11 protein-coding genes are annotated in these 18,612 nt (G+C 73.8%); 4 read left to right on the top strand and 7 right to left on the bottom strand.

Annotation, left to right across the window (positions count from 1 at the left end):
• Positions 1-82 precede the first annotated feature (82 nt).
• The 3 genes from JK356_RS00200 (at position 83) to fxsA (ending at position 4,784) form a co-directional block, all read left to right on the top strand.
• Positions 83-1,165 (top strand): MoxR family ATPase, encoded by a 1,083-nt coding sequence (locus JK356_RS00200; protein ID WP_201865374.1) that lies wholly within the window; start codon positions 83-85, stop codon positions 1,163-1,165.
• A gap of 6 nt (positions 1,166-1,171) precedes the next feature.
• A complete protein-coding gene (locus JK356_RS00205; RefSeq protein ID WP_201865376.1) occupies positions 1,172-4,477 on the top strand; it encodes an SAV_2336 N-terminal domain-related protein in 3,306 nt (1,101 codons plus the stop codon).
• A 73-nt stretch (positions 4,478-4,550) separates the two neighbouring features.
• Positions 4,551-4,784: an FxSxx-COOH cyclophane-containing RiPP peptide gene (gene fxsA / locus JK356_RS00210; protein ID WP_236670526.1), complete on the top strand. Its 234-nt coding sequence runs from the start codon at positions 4,551-4,553 to the stop codon at positions 4,782-4,784.
• 32 nt (positions 4,785-4,816) lie between these two features.
• Here the strand turns inward: fxsA and JK356_RS22280 are convergent, their stop codons facing one another.
• Both JK356_RS22280 and JK356_RS00220 read right to left on the bottom strand, forming a co-directional pair.
• A complete protein-coding gene (locus JK356_RS22280) occupies positions 4,817-6,196 on the bottom strand; it encodes an HEXXH motif-containing putative peptide modification protein (protein ID WP_201865383.1) in 1,380 nt (459 codons plus the stop codon).
• Positions 6,193-7,329, bottom strand: coding sequence for an FxsB family cyclophane-forming radical SAM/SPASM peptide maturase (locus JK356_RS00220; protein WP_307815326.1), 1,137 nt, complete (start codon positions 7,327-7,329; stop codon positions 6,193-6,195). Before JK356_RS00220 ends, JK356_RS22280 begins: the two co-directional genes overlap by 4 nt.
• Positions 7,330-7,448: 119 nt before the next feature.
• Between JK356_RS00220 and fxsT the strand changes: the two genes are divergently transcribed.
• On the top strand, positions 7,449-10,517 hold the full coding sequence (gene fxsT, locus JK356_RS00225; protein ID WP_201865385.1) for an FxSxx-COOH system tetratricopeptide repeat protein: 3,069 nt from the start codon (positions 7,449-7,451) through the stop codon (positions 10,515-10,517).
• A 118-nt stretch (positions 10,518-10,635) separates the two neighbouring features.
• On the opposite strand, the gene JK356_RS00230 is transcribed toward fxsT, so the two are convergent.
• From JK356_RS00230 to JK356_RS00250, 5 genes are all read right to left on the bottom strand, one after another.
• On the bottom strand, positions 10,636-14,475 hold the full coding sequence (locus JK356_RS00230; protein ID WP_201865386.1) for a multifunctional oxoglutarate decarboxylase/oxoglutarate dehydrogenase thiamine pyrophosphate-binding subunit/dihydrolipoyllysine-residue succinyltransferase subunit: 3,840 nt from the start codon (positions 14,473-14,475) through the stop codon (positions 10,636-10,638).
• 278 nt (positions 14,476-14,753) lie between these two features.
• Entirely contained in the window at positions 14,754-15,830 is a 1,077-nt protein-coding gene (locus JK356_RS00235; protein ID WP_201865387.1) for a HAMP domain-containing sensor histidine kinase, read from the bottom strand.
• Between the two features lie 3 nt (positions 15,831-15,833).
• Entirely contained in the window at positions 15,834-16,700 is an 867-nt protein-coding gene (locus JK356_RS00240; protein WP_201865388.1) for a response regulator transcription factor, read from the bottom strand.
• A 124-nt stretch (positions 16,701-16,824) separates the two neighbouring features.
• Entirely contained in the window at positions 16,825-17,565 is a 741-nt protein-coding gene (locus JK356_RS00245; protein WP_236670527.1) for a spermidine synthase, read from the bottom strand.
• Positions 17,566-17,657: 92 nt separating this feature from the next.
• Positions 17,658-18,530, bottom strand: a complete 873-nt coding sequence (locus JK356_RS00250; protein WP_201865389.1) for a lysozyme — start codon at positions 18,528-18,530, stop codon at positions 17,658-17,660.
• Positions 18,531-18,612: the final 82 nt, after the last annotated feature.

The raw sequence follows: 18,612 nt of genomic DNA on the forward strand, positions 1-18,612 counted from the left end.
AACGCCGGGCACTGGGTCGATACGGTCAAGGCGCGGCCGGCGCCGCGCGCGGCGGTCAAGCGACGAGGAGCGAGGAGTGGCAGTGTCTGACAGCAACCCGGAGCCCCCCGAGGGCGCCTCCCCGGAGCAGACGGGCCGGGAATGGCTGATCTACCGCGGGGCGGGCGAGCCGCACGACGGCATCCTCAACCTCCCCAAGCCCCCGCCGTGGCGCGACTTCGACGGCCAGCCGCTGGTCGCCCCCGCTCCCGAGGCGGACAGCGCCTCCACGCGCCGGCTCGGCTCCTACCGGCACATGGCCGAGATGCACCGGCCCAGCCCGGAGGAGCTGGAGATCATCAACGCCGCGCTGTACCTGCGGCGGCCCCTGCTCGTCACGGGCAGCCCCGGCACGGGCAAGAGCACGCTCGCGCACGCCGTGGCCTACGAGCTGAAGCTGGGCCGCGTGCTGCACTGGCCCATCGTCAGCCGCACCACACTGGCCGACGGCCTCTACCACTACGACGCCATCGCCCGGCTCCAGGACACCCAGCTCGCCGCGAGCACCCGCGCCGCCACGGGCGCGCCCCCCGGCCAGGCACCGCCCGCCGCGCTGCCCGGCGGCATCGGCAGCTACCTGCGCCTCGGCCCGCTGGGCACCGCGCTGCTGCCGACCGCCAAGCCCCGCGTGCTGCTCATCGACGAGCTGGACAAGAGCGACATCGACCTTCCCAACGACCTGCTGAACGTGCTGGAGGAAGGCGAGTTCACCATCCCCGAGCTGGAGCGCATCGCCGAGCGCGAGCCGGAGGTGGAGGTCCTCACCGACGACGGCCAGAAGGTGACGGTCAGGGACGGCAGGATCCGCTGCCACGCCTTCCCGTTCGTCGTCCTCACCAGCAACGGTGAGCGGGACTTCCCCGCCCCGCTGCTGCGCCGCTGCATCCACCTGGAACTCGGCCGCCCCGACCACGAGCGCCTGGCCACCGTGGTCCGTGCCCACCTCGGAGAAGAGCTGGCCCGCGTCGGCGACGACCTGATCGCCCGCTTCCTGGAACGCTCCCGCACCGAACAGCTCGCGACCGACCAGCTGCTGAACGCCATCTACCTCACCCACATCGCCGAGCCGCTGACCCGCGACCGACTTGCCGACATGCTGATCCAGCGCCTCGACCGACCGAGGTGAGCCACGGTGTCCGAGTCCCACGCCACTCCGCCGCAGGGCCGCGGTGATCAACTCGCTGGCCTGATAAGCGCGCTGCGTGGCGCCGGGCTTGACCCGGACCGCGCCGGCCTCGCCGACGCGCTGTGGCTGGCCCAGTACGCCCGGCCGACCGCCATGTCCCCGGCCTCCCGCGCGGGCGGAAGCGCACCGGAGGGGGGCCGGCCGGCCGGGCCGGGCCGGGCCGGTGCCGCGGCGCCGGGCGGCGACCGGCCCGACCCCCCGGCCAGCCAGGAGTCCGGCGGGCCGCGCCCCGCGCCGGCGGCGCGGCCGCCGCACCCGGACGACCACACCATCGGCCTGTACGCCGACCAGGCGGACCCCGGCCTGCCCGCCGACGGCCCGCGCGTCGGCGTGCCCGAGGCCAGGGCCCTGCCGGGCCTGCTCGAACTGGAGCGCGCGCTGCGGCCGCTGAAGGGCTACCGCCCGCCAGCCCGTCCGCACCGCAGCAGCCGCCTGGACCTGGACGAGCGCGCCACCGCCGAGGACACGGCCCGCGCCGGCGGCCTGCTGCTGCCGGTGTTCCGCCGGGACCCGCGCGGCCAGGTGGAGCTCCAGCTGCTCATGGACGCCACCCCCGCGATGCGGGTGTGGCAGCGCATGCTGGGCGAACTCACCGAGGTCTTCGCGCGGATCGGCGCCTTCCGCGACATCCAGGTGCACTACCTGCACGAGTCGCCCGACGGCGCCCTCGCCATCAGCAGGCGCCTGGACCCGGGCGCCGCCCCGTTACGGCCCGCGCGCCAGCTCGCCGACCCCACCGGTCGGCGCCTGACGGTCCTCGTCAGCGACTGCACCGGCCCGCTGTGGCGGGACGGCGCCGCGCACCGGCTGCTCTACCGGCTCTCCCGCCACGCGCAGGTCGCCGTCGTGCAGCCGCTGCCGCAGCGGCTGTGGGCCCGCACCCGGCTGCCCGTCTCCTACGGCACGCTGCTGCGCGAGGAGGGGCCCGGTGCCTCGGCCCGGCTGCGCTTCCGGTCCGATGAGCCGCGCCGCCGGAACGACGCGCGCGGCGACGCCGTGCCCGTGCCCGTGATGCCGCCGACCCCGGCCGCGCTGGGCGCCTGGGCGGGTCTGCTGTCCGGCCCCGGCGCCGGCTCGGTGCGCGCCGCCGTCGGCTGGGTGCGCCCGGACCAGCCGGCCGCGGCCCCGGCGCGGCGGCCGGTGCCGCGCGGCCAGCGCCCCGCCGCCGCGCTGCTGGCCCGGTTCCGTGCCACGGCCTCGCCCGGCGCGGCCCAGCTCGCGGTCTATCTCGCGGCGGCCCCGCTGTACCTGCCGGTGATGCAGCTGGTGCAGCGCACCATGCTGCCCGACTCGGGCCCCGCCGAGCTGGCCGAGGTGATGCTCAGCGGCCTGCTGCGCCGCCGCGGCGGCGCGGGCGGTGACGACCAGTGGTACGAGTTCGCCGACGGCGTGCACGACGAGCTCCTCGCCGACCTCGGGCACGACGAGGCGCTGCTGGTGCTCAAGCACTGCTCCAGCTACGTCGAGCAGCGCTTCGGCAAGGGCGGCCCCAACTTCCCGGCGCTCGCCCTCGCCCAGCTCTCCGGCGAGCCGGCGCCCGCGGTCGGCCCCGCGGTCAGGGATGACGGGGAGCAGCAAGCGGCGCCGGACGAGCGCGTGCCGCAGCCGTTCGCCGAGGTCGCCGCCAAGGTGCTGCGCCGCTTCCTGCCCGACCTGACCGAGCAGGCCGAGGCCGCCGCGCGGTACGGGCCGCCGTCGCCTCCTCCCTCCGAGGCGGTCGGGCAGGCCCGCGAGCTGGCCCGCCGTTACGAGTCCGACGGCCGGGTGCGCCACCTGCTGGACGCCGTCGCGCTGATGCGTCACGCCGACCGCGCCTCGCGGCGCTGGGCGCCGGACCCGCAGCTGTGGACCGAACTGGCCGAGCTGCTGCTGCGGCTGTGGCGCGTGCAGCGCGAGGCGGGGCTGCTCACGGAGGCCGAGCAGGTGGCCCGCGCCGCCGCGGCGCACCCGGGCTCCGGGCACGCCAGGACCGTGCTGGCCAGGGTGCTGCGCGCCCAGGCGGGAGAGCGGCGGCTGGCGGGTGACCGGGCGGGCGCGCTCGAACTGCTGCGGCAGGCGGACCGGGAGTACGCCGCCGTCTACGCCACGCCCGGGCTCGCCTCGCAGGACGCGCTCGGCCCGGCCCTGGAGCGTGCCGACGCGCTCACTGAGCAGTGGCGGCTGGGCGGGGACACGGGACTGCTCCAGGAAGCCGCCGGCATGCTGGAGGCCGTCGCGGCCGCGTGGCCGGACGACGCCGCCCGGCCCTCCGCGCTGTCGCTCAAGCACGGCAGGACGCTGCTGCTGCTCGCCCAGCAGACCTCGCACGCGGGCGCCGGAACACTCGCCCAGCAGGCCGCCGTCTCCCTGGAGGCCGGCGCCCGCGCGCTGGCCGCGGAGTCCGCGACCGCGCCCGCGGTCGCCCGCGCCCTGCTGGACCTGGCCGATGCCCTGCTGCTGACGTGGCACGACTGGCCGCGGGCGGAGGAGGTTATTGAGCGGGCCCGTGCCCTGGCCGACAGCGACGCGCTGCGCGCCGGGTGCCTGGTGCGGCTGGGCAGGCTGCGGGTGCGGCGGTACGCCGCTGAGTCCGGTCCGGCCGAACTGGAGGCCGCGGCCGCCGCGTTCGACGAGGCCAGCGGCCTGTTCTCCAACGACCAGCCGGAGTACGGGGATCTGCTCCAGGAATGGGGCGCGGCGCTGCTGCGGCGGGCGGCGCTGCCGGGCGGCGGGCCGTTCGTGGGCGAGGCGGTGCGCGTGCTGCGGAACTGCCGCATGGAGACGTCGGCGGCCGACCCCCGCCTGCCGGACCGGCTGCTGATGCTCGGGCAGGCGCTCGTCGCGCGCTACCGGTTGGCCGGGGACCTGGTGGACCTGCGGGAAGCGGAGCATCTGTTCGACCGGGCGGCGCGCGGCGCCGGGAACGGGCACACCCGGGCGCGGGCCTGGTTCGAGCTGGGCGCTACGCACCGCGGCCTGTACCGGCACACGCGGGCGCCCGAACGGCTCGACCAGGCCGCCGCGTGCTATGGGCAGGCGGCTGCGCGGGCCCTCGAAGCGGAGCGGCGCGGCGAGCCCGGCGGGCCCGCGCTGGTGCGGCTCGCCGCTACGGCGCTGCACCAACGCGGCGTCGTCTACGAGGAGTCCCAGCGTCCGCTCGCGGCGGCCGAAGCGTACCGTGCCGCGCAGGCGCAGTGGCGCCGTCTGCCGGACGGGGACACCGCGGGCCAGGCCACGGCCCGCCGCCTGGGCGGCTTGCGCGGCGGGGGTTAGCGCGGCCCGGCCCGGGGTTTCTCGCGCGGGCCTGGCGGGAATCCCCGCTTGGCCCCATCGGCGAGGAGGAAGCATGACAACGCGCTCGCAGGACGTGGCCGGTGGCCGCGCCACCGAGCGGGGAGCCGCACCGGCCGCCCACCAGCCGCTGCCCGACCTGCTGCACCTCAGCCTGGCAGAGCTGCGGGAGCTGAGCCATCCCGTGCTGCGCGAGGTGCTGGCGGAGCTGCGGGAGCGAATAGCCCGCCCTGACGAGACCATGTGGGACTTCAACCAGGGGCCCGCGGCCCCGGATGACGACCGGTAACCAGACTGACCTGCGGCGTTGGGGCCCCACCGTCACGGGCGCCGGCCGTTGCGGGACGTCCGCGGCGCCCGGCCCGGACCTGGCGCGCTCGTCCCCGGTGCGGGGCCGGGCCAGGCGGCGCGCACCCGGGCGACGAACTCCGCCGCTTCGGCGCGGTGGCGGGCGGGCACCGGCGTCTCGCCGAGCCCGGCGTGGCGCTCCACCAGCGCGCCGACGAAGATCTGGCCGGCGTCGGTCAGCCGGTCCTCGTGGCGCACCTGCGGCAGCGCGGCATCCACCATGGCCCAGTAGCGGGCGTGCCGCTGCCACGCCTGCTCTCTCCCGGCGGCGTCCGCCGCCGCCAGGCGGTGCCAGAAGTCCGCCAGCTCCAGGTGCGCGTACACGCCGTGCAGCAGACCGTCGAACGGGCGCGGGTCGGGGCGCCACGGCGCCCAGAACCGCGCCCGGTCGTCCGCCTCGTGCAGCGGCGCGAGGTCGCTGAGCGCGCCGAGCTTGGCGTGCTGCACCTCGTGCGTCAGCGTCTCGGCCAGCGCCTGCGGCCCGGCTGGTCTGCGCATCATCACGGCGCCGAAGCTCTGCGGGCTGGTGCCCGCCTTGTGGTCGCCGGCGCGGCCCGCGCGCAGCGGCACCACGCACGTGAGCAGCCGCAGCGCCGCGTACCGCTGCGGCCCGGCCGCCCGCAGCAGCGGCAGCGCGCCGCGCCACAGCGCCGCCCAGCGGGCGTGCTCCGCGGCCACGTGTCCCTCCGGGCTAAGGGGCCGCTGCCGCTCGCCGGTCAGCGCGGGCGGCGCCGCGTGGTCCAGGTACACCGTCCCCGGCCCGCCCGGCAGGGGGCGCAGGGGCAGCCAGCGCGCGTCGTCGGCGCGCCACGCGCCGCTGCCGTCCGCGGACCGCACGAGGGTGACGGCCTCACCGTCGTCCCCGCGCAGCACCAGCCGCTCGCCGTCTCCCCGCGCCGTCACCGTGGCCGGGCGGCCCACCCACAGTCCGCCGAGCGCCGGCAGCGTCAGATACCCGCCCGCGACCGGCACCCGGGTGGTGAAGCGCAGCCCGGTCCTGGCCGCCGCCGCCACGGCCAGCCCGCCGAGCCCCGCGCGGGCCTCGGCGTCGGCACCGCGCCGCAGCCACGCCTCCAGCCACGGACCCACCAGCGGGTAGAACAGCGCCGGCCGGGCCCGCTCCGGGTCCGCGCGCTCCGCGGCCACGAGCAGGTCGGCGTGTTCCCGGGCCAGCGCCCCCGCCGTGCCGTCGCCGGCGGCCGGGAGGGCGTCGAAGAGCAGCCGGAGCAGCAGCAGCCGCTTCGTGTGCTGCGCCGCCGTGAGCGTCTCCAGGGTCGGGCGGTCGCTCTCCGCCTGCCCCAGCCGCCGCAGCTGTTCCGCCGTCAGCGCGGGGCCCGGAACCGCCGCGCTCACCTGGCCACCTCGTGCAGCGCGCCGGCGACGTGGCGGATCACCCGCTGGAGGTCGGCGCAGTAGACGGCCGGGTTACGGAAGCCACTCCCGGCGCGGTACCGGTGCGCGTAGTGCCCGCCACCGCACACGTCGACCACCGGGCAGCTGCGGCAGTCGTCCGCCAGCGCCTCGCGTCCCGCCTGCCGGGCGACCACGCCGGGGTGGCCCAGCGCCTCGTCGAAGGCGGAGCGGAACACGTTCAGGCCGGTGGCCGTCGCCCCCGGGTAGGCCGTCTTCAGCGCGTCGACCAGCTCGATGTCCCCGTTGGTCTCCACCACCACGGCCGTGAACGGCTGGAGCCCGAACACCTCGCCCGCCACCGGCAGCCCCAGCAGCGCGGCGATGCACTCCTCGAACAGCCGCACCGCCGCCCGGCGGTGGTCCGCGTGCCACCACCGTTCGAACACCGCGCACAGCCAGTCCCCGTACGGCGTGGGCGCCTCGGGGGGCGCGGGCAGGCCGGGCGGCGGTGAGGTCCAGTTGCCGTACGGCAGCAGGAAGTCGACGGCGGGCGGGCGGAGCGCGACGAGCGACTCGTACACGGCCACCGGGTCGCTCGCGACGTCCACGACGCACAGCACGCCCGCGTACGCCGTCCGGTGCTCCGGCTCGGACAGCAGCCGGGCGGCGCGCAGCACCCGCGGCCACGCCGGGCGTCCGGCGTGGTCCACGCGCTGGGTGTTGTGCGCCGCGAGGCCGCCGTCCAGGCTCAGCCCGATGCGGATGCCGTGCCCCGCCAGCTCCCGGAGCCCGGCCGCCGTCAGCAGCGTGCCGTTGGTCTGGAGCGAGGCGTACACCGCGCAGCCCGACGGCACCCGCGCCCGCACCTCGCGGACGAAGGCGCCCAGCACCCGCGGCGCCGTCAGCAGCGGCTCCCCGCCGTGCAGCACGACCGAGACCGCGCCCAGCCCGTGCGCGGCGGCGTGCTCACCGATCCGGCGGGCCGTCTGCCGCAGCATCGCGGGGGAGGCGCTCCGTGGCTGCCGCCGCCAGCCCTGGTCGGCGGCAAAGTACATGTAGCAGTACCGGCAGGCGAGGTTGCAGCGGCTGTTGACCTTGACGACGAACTGCCGGAACGGAACGGCCCGGTTCACTCCTGCTCCACCTTCCTCGACGGAATCCGGCACCTTTCCGGCACCGCCTGGCGCGCGTGCCGGCGCTCCCGCCGCGAGCACACCTCCCCTTTGACGGTTACCTCGTGCGGCGCGGGTGTATGTTCCCTGCAAGGGCTCTGACGGACCGTCGAGGGAGGTTCACGGCCGTGGAGGTACGCGAAACGCCTGGGGAGGGCGGGGCACAGCGGATCGCGATCAGCTACGCGGGCTACAACCGGCCCTGGGCGGCCTGGATCGCCGACCGGCTCGAGCGGTACGGCTGCCGCGTCACGTTCCAGCGGTGGGACGCTCCCATCGAGGTGCCCCTGGAGGAGCAGCTGCGCGACCTGCTGCTGCTGGAGGGCCGGATCCTCGTGGTCCTCAGCGACTGGTACTTCCGGCTCGGCCCTCACCCGGAAGAGGCCTGGAACCACGCCCTGCGCACCGTCGTGGCCCCCAACACGCACCGCTTCGCGGCGGTCTCCGTCACGGCCGAACCGCTGCCCCCCGCCACCGCCGCGTTCGGCGGCACCGCCGACCTGTGGGGCATCGGCGCCCGCGAGGCCGAGCGCCGCCTGCTGAGCCTGCTCGGCATCACGCCCGGCACTCACGCCACCCCGCCCGGCGGCGTGCGGACCGACCGCCGCGGCGCCGGGCCCCGCTTCCCGCACGAGCAGCCGCGGGTATGGGGCGGCGTGCCCCGCCGCAACATCCGCTTCACCGGCCGCGAAGACACGCTGCGCCGGATGTACGAGGCGCTCCAGCGCGCCGAGCCGGGCACCGGCGTCGTCACGCTGCTCGGCATGTCGGGCGTCGGCAAGACGCAGATCGCCGTCGAGTACGTGCACCGGTTCGGCTCGGAGTACGACATGGTCTGGTGGGTCCCCGCCGACCAGCGCGGCACCCTGCGGCAGCGGCTCGCCGAGCTGGCGCCTGCGCTCGACCTGCACACCGGCTCGGACTACGGGGCGCGGCTGCGCGCCGTGCGCGACGCCCTGCGCCGCGGCGAGCCGTACTCGCGCTGGCTGCTGGTGCTGGACGGCGCCGACGACCCGGAGAACATCGCCGGACTGCTGCCGCACGGTCCCGGCCACGTGCTGATCACCTCGCAGAACCGCAGCTGGGACCAGCACAACACCGTGGTCCTGGACGTGCCCGTCTACGACCGTGAGGAGTCCGTCGCCTTCGTCCGCCGCCGCGCCTCGCGCATCGGCCCCGGCGACGCCGACCGGCTCGCGGAGGCCCTCGGCGACCTGCCGCTCGCGCTCGACCAGACCGCGGGGTGGCTCAGCGACGCCGCCATCACGGTGCCCGAGTACGTGGAGCTGCTGCACGGCAGGCACGACCTGGAGTCCGGCCTGAAGGTCTCGGCCGACTTCCGGATGACGTACCAGACCGCGTTCGCGATACTCATCAACCGGCTGCGCGAGACCATGCCCGAAGCCGTCGAGCTGCTCCGGCTGGCCTCGTGCTTCGCCCCCGGGAACATCTCGGTCCAGCTGCTGCGCGGGGTGCCGGTGGACCACCTGCCCGAGGGCCTGCGCGGGCTGATGGAGGACCCGCTGCGGTGGAGCGCCGCCATCGCCCGGCTGGTGCAGTACTCCGTCATCCGGTGGGACGCCCCGGAGGCCGAGCCGGACGCCGACGCCGAGTCCGACGCCGGGCAGATCCACCTGCACCGCCTGGTCCACCAGACGGTGCGCTCCGGCATGTCGGAGGAGGACCTGGCCGTCTATTCCCGCGCCGTGCGCCGCGCCCTGGCCGCCGCCGACCCCCGGCGGCCCACGGACACCCGCCGCTGGCCGCGGTTTGCGCAGATCGTGCCGCACCTGGAGGTGTCCGGGGCGCTGCGCAGCACGCACCCGGACATCCACCAGCTCATCTTCAACTGCCTGCGCTACCTCTTCCTGGCGGGCGAGTACACCTCGGGCGTCCACCTCTCCGAACTCACCGAGCGCGCCTGGCGCGAGGTGCTCGGCGAGGACGACCCCAAGCTGTGGCGCCTGGGCGCCCAGCACGCCACGCTGCTGCGCGGCCTGGGCGAGTACGCCCGGTGCGAGCGGATCGACCGTGCCGTCGCGGAACGGCTGAGCGTGCTGCTCGGCGAGCACCACCTCGGCGTCCTCCACGCGCTCGACGGCCTCGGCGCCGATCTGCGGGGCCTGGCGCGGTACCAGGAGTCCCTGGAGGTGTCGCAGCGCGTGCTCGACGGCTACCTGGAGCTGGTCGGCCCCGACGACTCGCGGACCCTCAGCGCCCGCAACAACCTGGCCGTCTCGCTGCGGCTGCTCGGCCGGTACCGCGAGGCGCTGGACCTGGACCGGCTGACGCTGGCCCGCCGCCGGGAGCTGCTGCGGCCCCGCCACAACTACTCGCTCGCTTCGGAGAGCACCTACGGCCTGGACCTGCGGCTGCTGGGCCGCTACTCCGAGGCGGCCTCCGTGCTCGAACCGAGCGTGGAGACCCACCGGGTCGTCATGGGCCACGACAACCCGCAGACGCTGTCGGTGGAGTTCAACCTGGCGATGTGCCTGCACCGCTCCGGCGAGCCGGCCGAGGCCGAGCGGCGCATCGCCGACCTGGTGGAGCGGGCGTCCCGGGTGCTCGGCGACAGCTCGCCGGTGACCGTGCGGTTCCTCGCCGGGCAGGCGTTCATCCAGCGCGCCCAGGGCCACCTTGACCAGGCCCGCGCCACCGGGGAGCGGGTCACGGAGCACTACCGCGTCCGGCTCGGGCCGCAGCACCCGTACACCATCGGCACCAGCGCCAACCAGGCGCTGGTGCTGCGGGCCCTCGGCGAGCGGCAGCAGGCCGCGCTGCTCATCGAGGAGGCGCTGGCTGACATGACCAGTGCCCTGGGGCCCGACCATCCCTGGACGCTCGGCATCGCCCTGAACGCGGCGGCCAGCCGCAGCCTCGAGGACGACCTGGAGGGCGCGGTCGAGCTCAGCCGCGACACGGTGCGCCGGGCCGCCCGCACGCTGGGCCGCAGGCACCCGCTGTTCCTGTCCGCCCAGATCTCGCTGGCGCACGACCTGCGCGCCGTGCGGCGCAGCGAGGAAGCGGACAAGACGGAGGAGGAGGCGCTGTCCGGCCTGATCTCTACGCTCGGCTCGCAGCACTCGCACACCGTGAGCGCCCGCAACCGGAAGCGTCCCTACTGGGACTTCGAGCCGCTGGCCACCTGAGCCGGCGGCTGCCCGCTGTCACTGGCGCGGGCCGCATACCAGGGGGCCCGCCCCGGAGTGACGATCCCCGGGGCGGGCCCCTTTACCGCTGTCACGGCGCCGCACGCGGCGCGCCGCGTCAGATCGCGAACACCTCGTCGATCAGCTGCTGCTGCTCGATCTGGTGGCGCTTGGCCGAGCCGACCGCCGGCGAGGAGGACGCCGGACGCGACACCCGCCGCAGCCGGTCGGCGTTGGGCACCGGCTCCGAGCCGATAATCAGGTCCAGGTGGTCCACCAGGTTCAGCGCGATGAACGGCCACGCGCCCTGGTTGGCGGGCTCCTCCTGGGCCCAGACGTACTTCTCGGCGTTGCGGTACCGCGCCAGCTCCGCCTGGATCTCCTTGGTCGGCAGCGGGTACAGCCGCTCCAGGCGGATCAGCGCGGTGTCGGTGATGCCGCGCTTCTCCCGCTCGGCCGCCAGCTCGTAGTAGACCTTGCCGGAGCAGAACACGACCCGCCGCACGCCGGCCGGGTCCACGGTGGTGTCCCCGATCAGCGGGCGGAACCGGCCGCTGGTGAACTCCTCCGCCTTGGAGGTGGCTGCCTTCAGGCGCAGCATCCACTTCGGCGTGAACACCACGAGCGGCTTGTGGTGCGGGTTGTGCACCTGCCACCGCAGCAGGTGGAAGTAGTTCGACGGCAGGGTCGGCATCGCGACCGTCATGTTGTTCTGCGCGCACAGCTGGAGGAAGCGCTCGATGCGGGCCGAGGAGTGGTCCGGGCCCTGGCCCTCGTAGCCGTGCGGCAGCAGCAGCGTGACGCCGGAGGTCTGGCCCCACTTCTGCTCGGCCGAGGAGATGAACTCGTCGACGACGGTGGCCGCGCCGTTGGCGAAGTCGCCGAACTGCGCCTCCCACATCACCAGCGCGTTCGGGCGAGCCAGCGAGTAGCCGTACTCGAAGCCCATCGCCGCGAACTCGCTCAGCAGCGAGTCGTAGACGTTGAACCGCGCCTGGTTCTCGGTCAGGTACAGCAGCGGCGTGTACTCCTCGCCCGTCTTGCGGTCGATGATCACCGCGTGGCGCTGGCCGAACGTGCCGCGCCGGCTGTCCTGGCCCGCCAGCCGCACCGGCGTGCCCTCCATCAGCAGGGAGCCGATCGCCAGCAGCTCGCCCATGGCCCAGTCGATCGTGCCGTCCTCCACCATGGCGGCCCGCCGCTGGAGCTGCGGCAGCAGCCGCGGGTGCACGGTGATCCGCTCCGGGATGTTCACCTGCGAGGCGGCGATCCGCTTCAGGACCTCCTCGCTGACGGCCGTGTCGACCTCCACCGGGAACTCCGGCTGCGCCGGCGGCACCTCGGCCGGGGCGGGCGTGTCCGCGGCCTCGCGGACCTCCTTGAAGACCTTCTCCAGCTGGCCCTGGAAGTCCTGGAGCGCCTGCTCCGCCTCCTCCAGCGTGATGTCGCCGCGACCGATCAGCGACTCGGTGTACAGCTTGCGCACCGAGCGCTTCTTGTCGATCAGGTCGTACATCAGCGGCTGGGTGAACGACGGGTTGTCCGTCTCGTTGTGGCCGCGGCGGCGGTAGCAGACCAGGTCGATCACGACGTCCTTGTTGAACGCCTGCCGGTACTCGAACGCCAGGCGGCCGACCCGGCACACGGCCTCGGGGTCGTCGCCGTTGACGTGGAAGATCGGCGCCTCGATCATCCGGGCGACGTCGGTGCAGTACGTGGACGAGCGGGCCGCCGCCGCCGTCGCCGTGTAGCCGACCTGGTTGTTGATGACGATGTGGACCGTGCCGCCGGTGCGGTAGCCCCGCAGCTGCGACATGTTCAGCGTCTCGGAGACCACACCCTGGCCGGCGAAGGCGGCGTCGCCGTGGATGAGGATCGGCAGGACCGGGAAGTCCTTGCCGCCCTTGCCGATGTTGTCCTGCTTGGCGCGGGCCACGCCCTCGACGACCGGGTCGACGGCCTCGAGGTGGGAGGGGTTGGCCGTGAGCGACACCTTGATCTTCTGGCCGGACAGGCCGGTGAAGGTGCCCTCCGTGCCCAGGTGGTACTTCACGTCGCCCGAGCCGTGCATCGACTTCGGGTCGAGGTTGCCCTCGAACTCGCGGAAGATCTGGGCGTACGACTTGCCGACGACGTTGGCCAGCACGTTGAGCCGGCCGCGGTGCGCCATGCCGATGACGGCCTCGTCCAGCCGCGCCTCCGCCGCCTCGTCCAGCACGGAGTCCAGCAGCGGGATGAGGGTCTCGCCGCCCTCGAGGGAGAACCGCTTCTGGCCCACGTACTTGGTCTGGAGGAACGTCTCGAACGCCTCGGAGGCGTTCAGCCGCCGCAGGATGCGCAGCTGCTCTTCACGCTCGGGCGGGGTGTGCGGCCGCTCCACCCGGTCCTGGATCCACTTGCGCTCCTTCGGATCCTGGATGTGCATGTACTCGATGCCGGTGGTGCGGCAGTACGAGTCGCGCAGCACGCCCAGGATGTCGCGCAGCTTCAGCCGGGACTTGCCGGCGAAGCCCCCGACCGCGAACTCGCGCTCCAGGTCCCACAGCGTCAGGCCGTGCTCGGTGATGTCCAGGTCCGGGTGCTTGCGCTGCCGGTACTCGAGCGGGTCGGTGTCGGCCATCAGGTGGCCGCGCACGCGGTAGGCGTGGATCAGGTCGAAGACCCGGGCCGCCTTGGTGACCTCGTCGTCGTGGTTGACGTCGATGTCGCGGTGCCAGCGGATCGGCTCGTACGGGATCCGCAGCGCCTCGAAGATGTCGTCGTAGAAGCCCTGCTCGCCCAGGAGCAGCTGGCTCATCAGGCGCAGGAACTCGCCGGAGGCGGCGCCCTGGATCACGCGGTGGTCGTAGGTCGAGGTCAGGGTCATGACCTTGGAGATGCCCAGGCGGTTGAGCGTCTCCTGCGAGGTGCCCTGGAACTCGGCCGGGTACTCCATGGCGCCGACGCCCAGGATCAGGCTCTGGCCGGGCATCAGGCGCGGCACCGAGTGGACGGTGCCCAGACCCCCGGGGTTGGTCAGGGAGACGGTCACGCCCGAGAAGTCGTCCATGGTCAGCTTGCCGGCGCGGGCACGGCGGACGATGTCCTCGTACGCCTGCCAGAACTCGAAGAAGGTCAGCGTCTCGGCCTTCTTGATGCCGGCCACGACCAGCTGGCGGTCGCCGTTCTCCTTGACCAGGTCGATCGCCAGGCCAAGGTTCACGTGCGGCGGCTTGACCAGGGTCGGCTTGCCGTCCTTTTCCGCGTAGGAGTAGTTCATCGACGGCATGGCCTTGATCGCCTGCACCATGGCGTAGCCGATGAGGTGCGTGAACGAGACCTTGCCGCCGCGGGCGCGCTTGAGGTGGTTGTTGATGACGATGCGGTTGTCGAACAGCAGCTTCACCGGGACGGCGCGCACGGACGTCGCCGTGGGCATCTCCCGGGAGGCGTTCATGTTCTTCGCCACCGCGGCCGACGGGCCGCGCAGGGTGACGAGCTCCGGGCCCTCCGCCTGCTGCTCGGCCCCGGCCTTCGCGGCGGGCTTCGCGGCGGGCTTCGCGGCGGCCTTCGGCTCGGCCTTGGCCGCGGGCTTCGCCGCCGGCGCGGCAGCCGGGGCGGACGGCTTCGCGGGCTCGGCGGGCTTCGCCGGTGCCGAGGGCTTCGCAGCGGCCTTCGGCTCCGCCGCGGCGGGCTTGGCGGCAGGGGCCGGGGCGCTCGCCTGGCCGCTGGCCTCCGTCTTCTTCTGCCCGTCCTCGGAGGCCTGCGCCTGGCCACCCGGCTTGTAGTCGGCGAAGAAGTCCCACCAGGCCCGGTCCACCGAGTGGGGGTCCTTCAGGTACTGCTGGTAGATCTCGTCGACGAGCCACTCATTGGCGCCGAAACCGGCGGCAGGGCTCTTCTTCTCGGTCTTCTCGGTCCCTTGGTCCGGTTCCGTGCTGGGTCCGGCGCTTGAGGTGTTCTGGGACTGTGGCGACACGGCGGCAACCGCCCTCTTCCGCTTCGCAAGGACTGGTGGACAGCGGAAATCAAGGCTACGCCTCCCCGGCCCGAAGGCGCAGTCCTCGCCGGGTAGACGTCACCTAGATCACATTCCGCGGATGGTTTCGGGTCCCGGTCGTCCGGGAACTGCATCAGGTTCAGTGTAAAACAGCAACGAAATGGTAAAGAGCGGAGTGGGCTGCCGGTGGTCCGGCCGCGGCTGCCGATGCGGGCCGGACACCACGCGCTTCAGACGGTGACGTCACCGAGCGTACGTCACTCGTGCGTTTCGCCGTTACCCGGCAAAGTGAGGCGTATCCGGCAGCCGCGGCTGGACTCGGCGACGGCGATGGTCCCGCCGTGGAGGTCGACGGCCCACCGCGCGATGGCCAGCCCGAGTCCGGTGCCGCCGTCGCGCGCCCCCGCGGTCGTCGCCCGGCCGAACCGTTCGAACACCAGCTCGCGCTGGGCGTGCGGGATGCCGGGGCCCTCGTCGAGCACCTCCAGCACCAGCCCGCCGGGAGACTGGCCGGGCCGGGCGCGGACCGTCACCTCGCCGTCGAGCGGGCTGTGCTTGATCGCGTTGTCGACGAGGTTGGTGACGACCTGGTCCAGCCGCTCGGGGTCCGCGTAGGCCTGGAGCCCGCCCGGCGAGACGTCCAGCCGCAGCCGGACGTCGGTGCGCGCGTGCCCCCGCCGCATGGCGACGGCGGCGTCGCCGATGACCGCCGACAGGTACGGCTTGACCGGGAAGACGCGCGGATGCAGGGGCACCACGCCGTTCTCCAGCCGCGACAGGTCCAGCAGCTGGTCCACGAGCCTGCCGAGCCGCTCCGTCTGCCGCAGCGCCGTCGCCATGGTCTCCGGATCGGCGTCGGAGACCCCGTCCACCACGTTCTCCAGCACGGCGCGCAGCCCGGCTATGGGCGTGCGCAGCTCGTGCGAGACGTTGGCTACCAGCTCCTTGCGGTGCCGGTCCACCTGCTGGAGGTCGGCGGCCATGCGGTTGAAGGCGAGGGCGAGATCGCCCAGCTCGTCGCGGCGGGCCACGCGCACCCGGCGGTCATAGTTGCCGCGCGCCATGGCCCGCGCCGCGGACGTCATCTCCAGCACGGGGGTGGCCAGGCTCTGGGCCACGAACTGCGTGACAAGCAGCGAGGCGATGATCGCGAGGATGGCGATCACCTGGAGTTCGATGGCGGAACGGTAGGCCATGAGGACCAGCACGGTGGTGATGACGACGGAGATCACCACGAGCCAGCCGAGGGCGGCCTTGACCGAGCGGTAGGGATCGAGCGGGCGCACCAGCGCCCAGGCCCTCCCCCACAGGGGGTGCCTGACCAGTGCGCGCACGCGTTAGACCTCGCCGTTGACCGGACCGAGCCCGCCGTCGCCCGCGTAGCCGGGCGGCGTTTCCAGGGCGTATCCCACGCCGTGGACGGTGCGGATGCGCTCGGCGCCGATCTTGCGCCGCAGCGCCTTGACGTGGCTGTCGACGGTGCGGGTCCCGGAAGCGTCGGCCCAGTCCCAGACCTCGGCGAGGAGCTGCTCGCGGGTGAGGACGGCGCGGGGGGAGCGCGCCAGGCACATCAGCAGGTCGAACTCGGTGGGGGTGAGGTGGATGTCCTTGCCGGCGGCGCGGACGCGGCGCTGGGTGCGGTCGATCTCCAGGTCGCCCAGGCGGACGCTGCCCGGGCGCGGGGTGGTGGCCGCCACGGCGGCGCGCTCGACGCGGCGCAGCAGCACGTGCGACCGGGCGACGAGTTCGCGCATGGAGAAAGGCTTCGTCATGTAGTCGTCCGCGCCGACGCCGAGCCCCACCAGCATGTCGGTCTCGTCGTCACGCGCCGTGAGCATCAGCACGGGAACCGGGCGCTGGGCCTGGACCCTGCGGCAGACCTCGAGGCCGTCGAAGCCCGGCAGCATCACGTCGAGGATGAGCAGGTCCGGGTGGTAGGCCGCGGCCGTCTCCACGGCAGCCGGGCCGTCCGCGGCCGTTTGCACGAGGAATCCCTCGGCGCGGAGCCTGGCCGAGATGGCCTCCACGATCGTCGGGTCGTCCTCGACGACGAGCACCCGCCGCTGTGCGCCCGGGGTGGCCGCGGTGGTGCTGTGGTGGTGACCCGTCCTGTCCTGGGCGGTGGGCTCCGGCTGGCCCGCCGCGTCCGAGGCCTCGCCCGCGTGGTTCCTGTCGTTCTGTGCCCTGGTTTCTGTCTGGTTCATCTGTCCCGCCCCCGGGAGATTCCGGCGCCAGTCGGCTGGGTCTGGCGTGTCGAAGGTGTGTGGAACTGCTCGAATGTGCTGATGAGCACTGAGAAGCAGCGTAGAGCGCGAAGTCTCGCGGAGGCTATGAGGACCGGTTGGCGAGATCGTGGCTGGCGAGAAAGAGCACGTCGGGGACGCCCCGGTCGACAGGGACTTCTCTGGTGTGAACCCCGACGAATCCGGCATCCCTGAGTTTCGACTCAAAGGCGGTGGAAGGGTTCGCCGACCAGATCACCAGCACGCCGGACGGCGTCAGGCGCTCCCGGCACGCGGCCAGCCCGGCGGGAGAGTACAGGCTGTCGTTGTCCTCGGTCACGGTCCAGTCCGGGCCGTTGTCGATGTCCAGGCAGAGCGCGTCGTAGCGCTCGCCGGTGGTGCGCAGGTGGGTGAGCAGGTCGGCGTGGACCAGGCGGGTGCGCGGATCGGCCAGGGCCTGCGCCGTGAGGTGGGTCAGCGGCCCGTCGCGGTGCCAGCCGAGGATGGCCTCCTCACGCTCCACGACGGTGATGCGGCCCCAGCGCGGCTCGGCAGCCGCCGCGTTGAGGGAGAAGCCGACGCCGAGGCCGCCGATGAGGACGCTGGGGGAGGGGCGGTCTCCCAGCGCGGCGAGCGCCTCGGTCACCAGCAGCCGTTCCGAGCGGCCGTCGGACGTGTCCATGAGGAAGCAGCCGTTGGCGATGATCTGGAGCAGCTCGCCGTGGCGGCGCAGCACCACCTCGCCGTGGGGGCCCTCCCGGCGGTCGAGGACGACCGGCTCGCCGGGCGCGGCCTGGGCGGCGTGCGGCGGGTGCGGCAGGTGGGGGGAGAAAGCGGAGGGCGCCATGCGCTCCATCCTCGCGCATGGCGCCCTGGTGCCGCCGGGGCCTCCCGGCGGGGACAGCTGTGGGTGCAGCCGTTCGTTCCCGTCGCTTGTGGTCAGTCGTTGTTGGCGAGCGCCTGGAGCCGGTCGCTCGCGCCGTTGAAGAGGTTGTGGTCGCCCACGATCGGCCCGGAGGAGGTGTACTGCCAGAAGGTGTAGTAGCTCCAGCCGGCCGGGAGCGTGCCGGGGGAGGAGGCGTACTCCGCGATCCACAGCGGGTGGTGGTTGGCGAAGCCGGAGTAGTTGCCGGTGCACTCCGCCCACCAGTCGTCCGTGGTGTAGATCACCGCCCAGCGGCCGGTGCGTTCGTAGTACCGGGTGAGGAAGTCGTCGATCCAGTCGACCATCTCGGCGTCGCTCAGGCCGTAGCAGGCGGAGCCGTACGGGTTGTACTCGATGTCCAGCACGCCCGGCAGCGTTTTGCCGTCGCGGGACCAGCCGCCGCCGTTGTCGGCGAAGTAGTCGGCCTGCGCGATGCCGCTGGAGGAGTTGGGCAGGGCGAAGTGGTAGGCGCCCCGGATCATGCCGATGTCGTAGGAGCCGTTGTACTGCTGGGTGAAGTAGGGGTTCTTGTACGAGGTGCCCTCGGTGGCCTTGACGTACGCCCACCTCACGCCGCTGTCCCACAGCGCCGGCCAGTCGACATTGCCCTGCCAGCTGGAGACGTCGACGCCCTCCACCGTGGCGCGCGGCGAGCCCTGCGGGGGCCGCGTCACGGTCAGCGGGTCGCTGGTCTCCTCGTAGTAGGGAACCGTCACGCCCATGTACGCCTCGCCCGGCGAGATCGGCAGCGGCCCCGTATCGTCGGCACGCGCGGTGCCGGGCAGGGTCAGGACGGCGGCGAGCGCCGCGCAGGCCGAGGCGAGCAGGGCGCTCAGAGTCCGGTGTCGTGGCTTGGGAGCGCTCGGTGCGGTTCGGTTCATGGGCATGGCAGCCTTTCGAGCCTGGGTGGGGGGGATGAGGTAGCCAGCTCGTCGGCAAGTCACATAGTGTGAACATGCCACTCGCGAC

It is taken from the genome of Streptomyces sp. 7-21, from assembly GCF_016741785.1.
Taxonomy (GTDB): Bacteria; Actinomycetota; Actinomycetes; order Streptomycetales; family Streptomycetaceae; genus Streptomyces.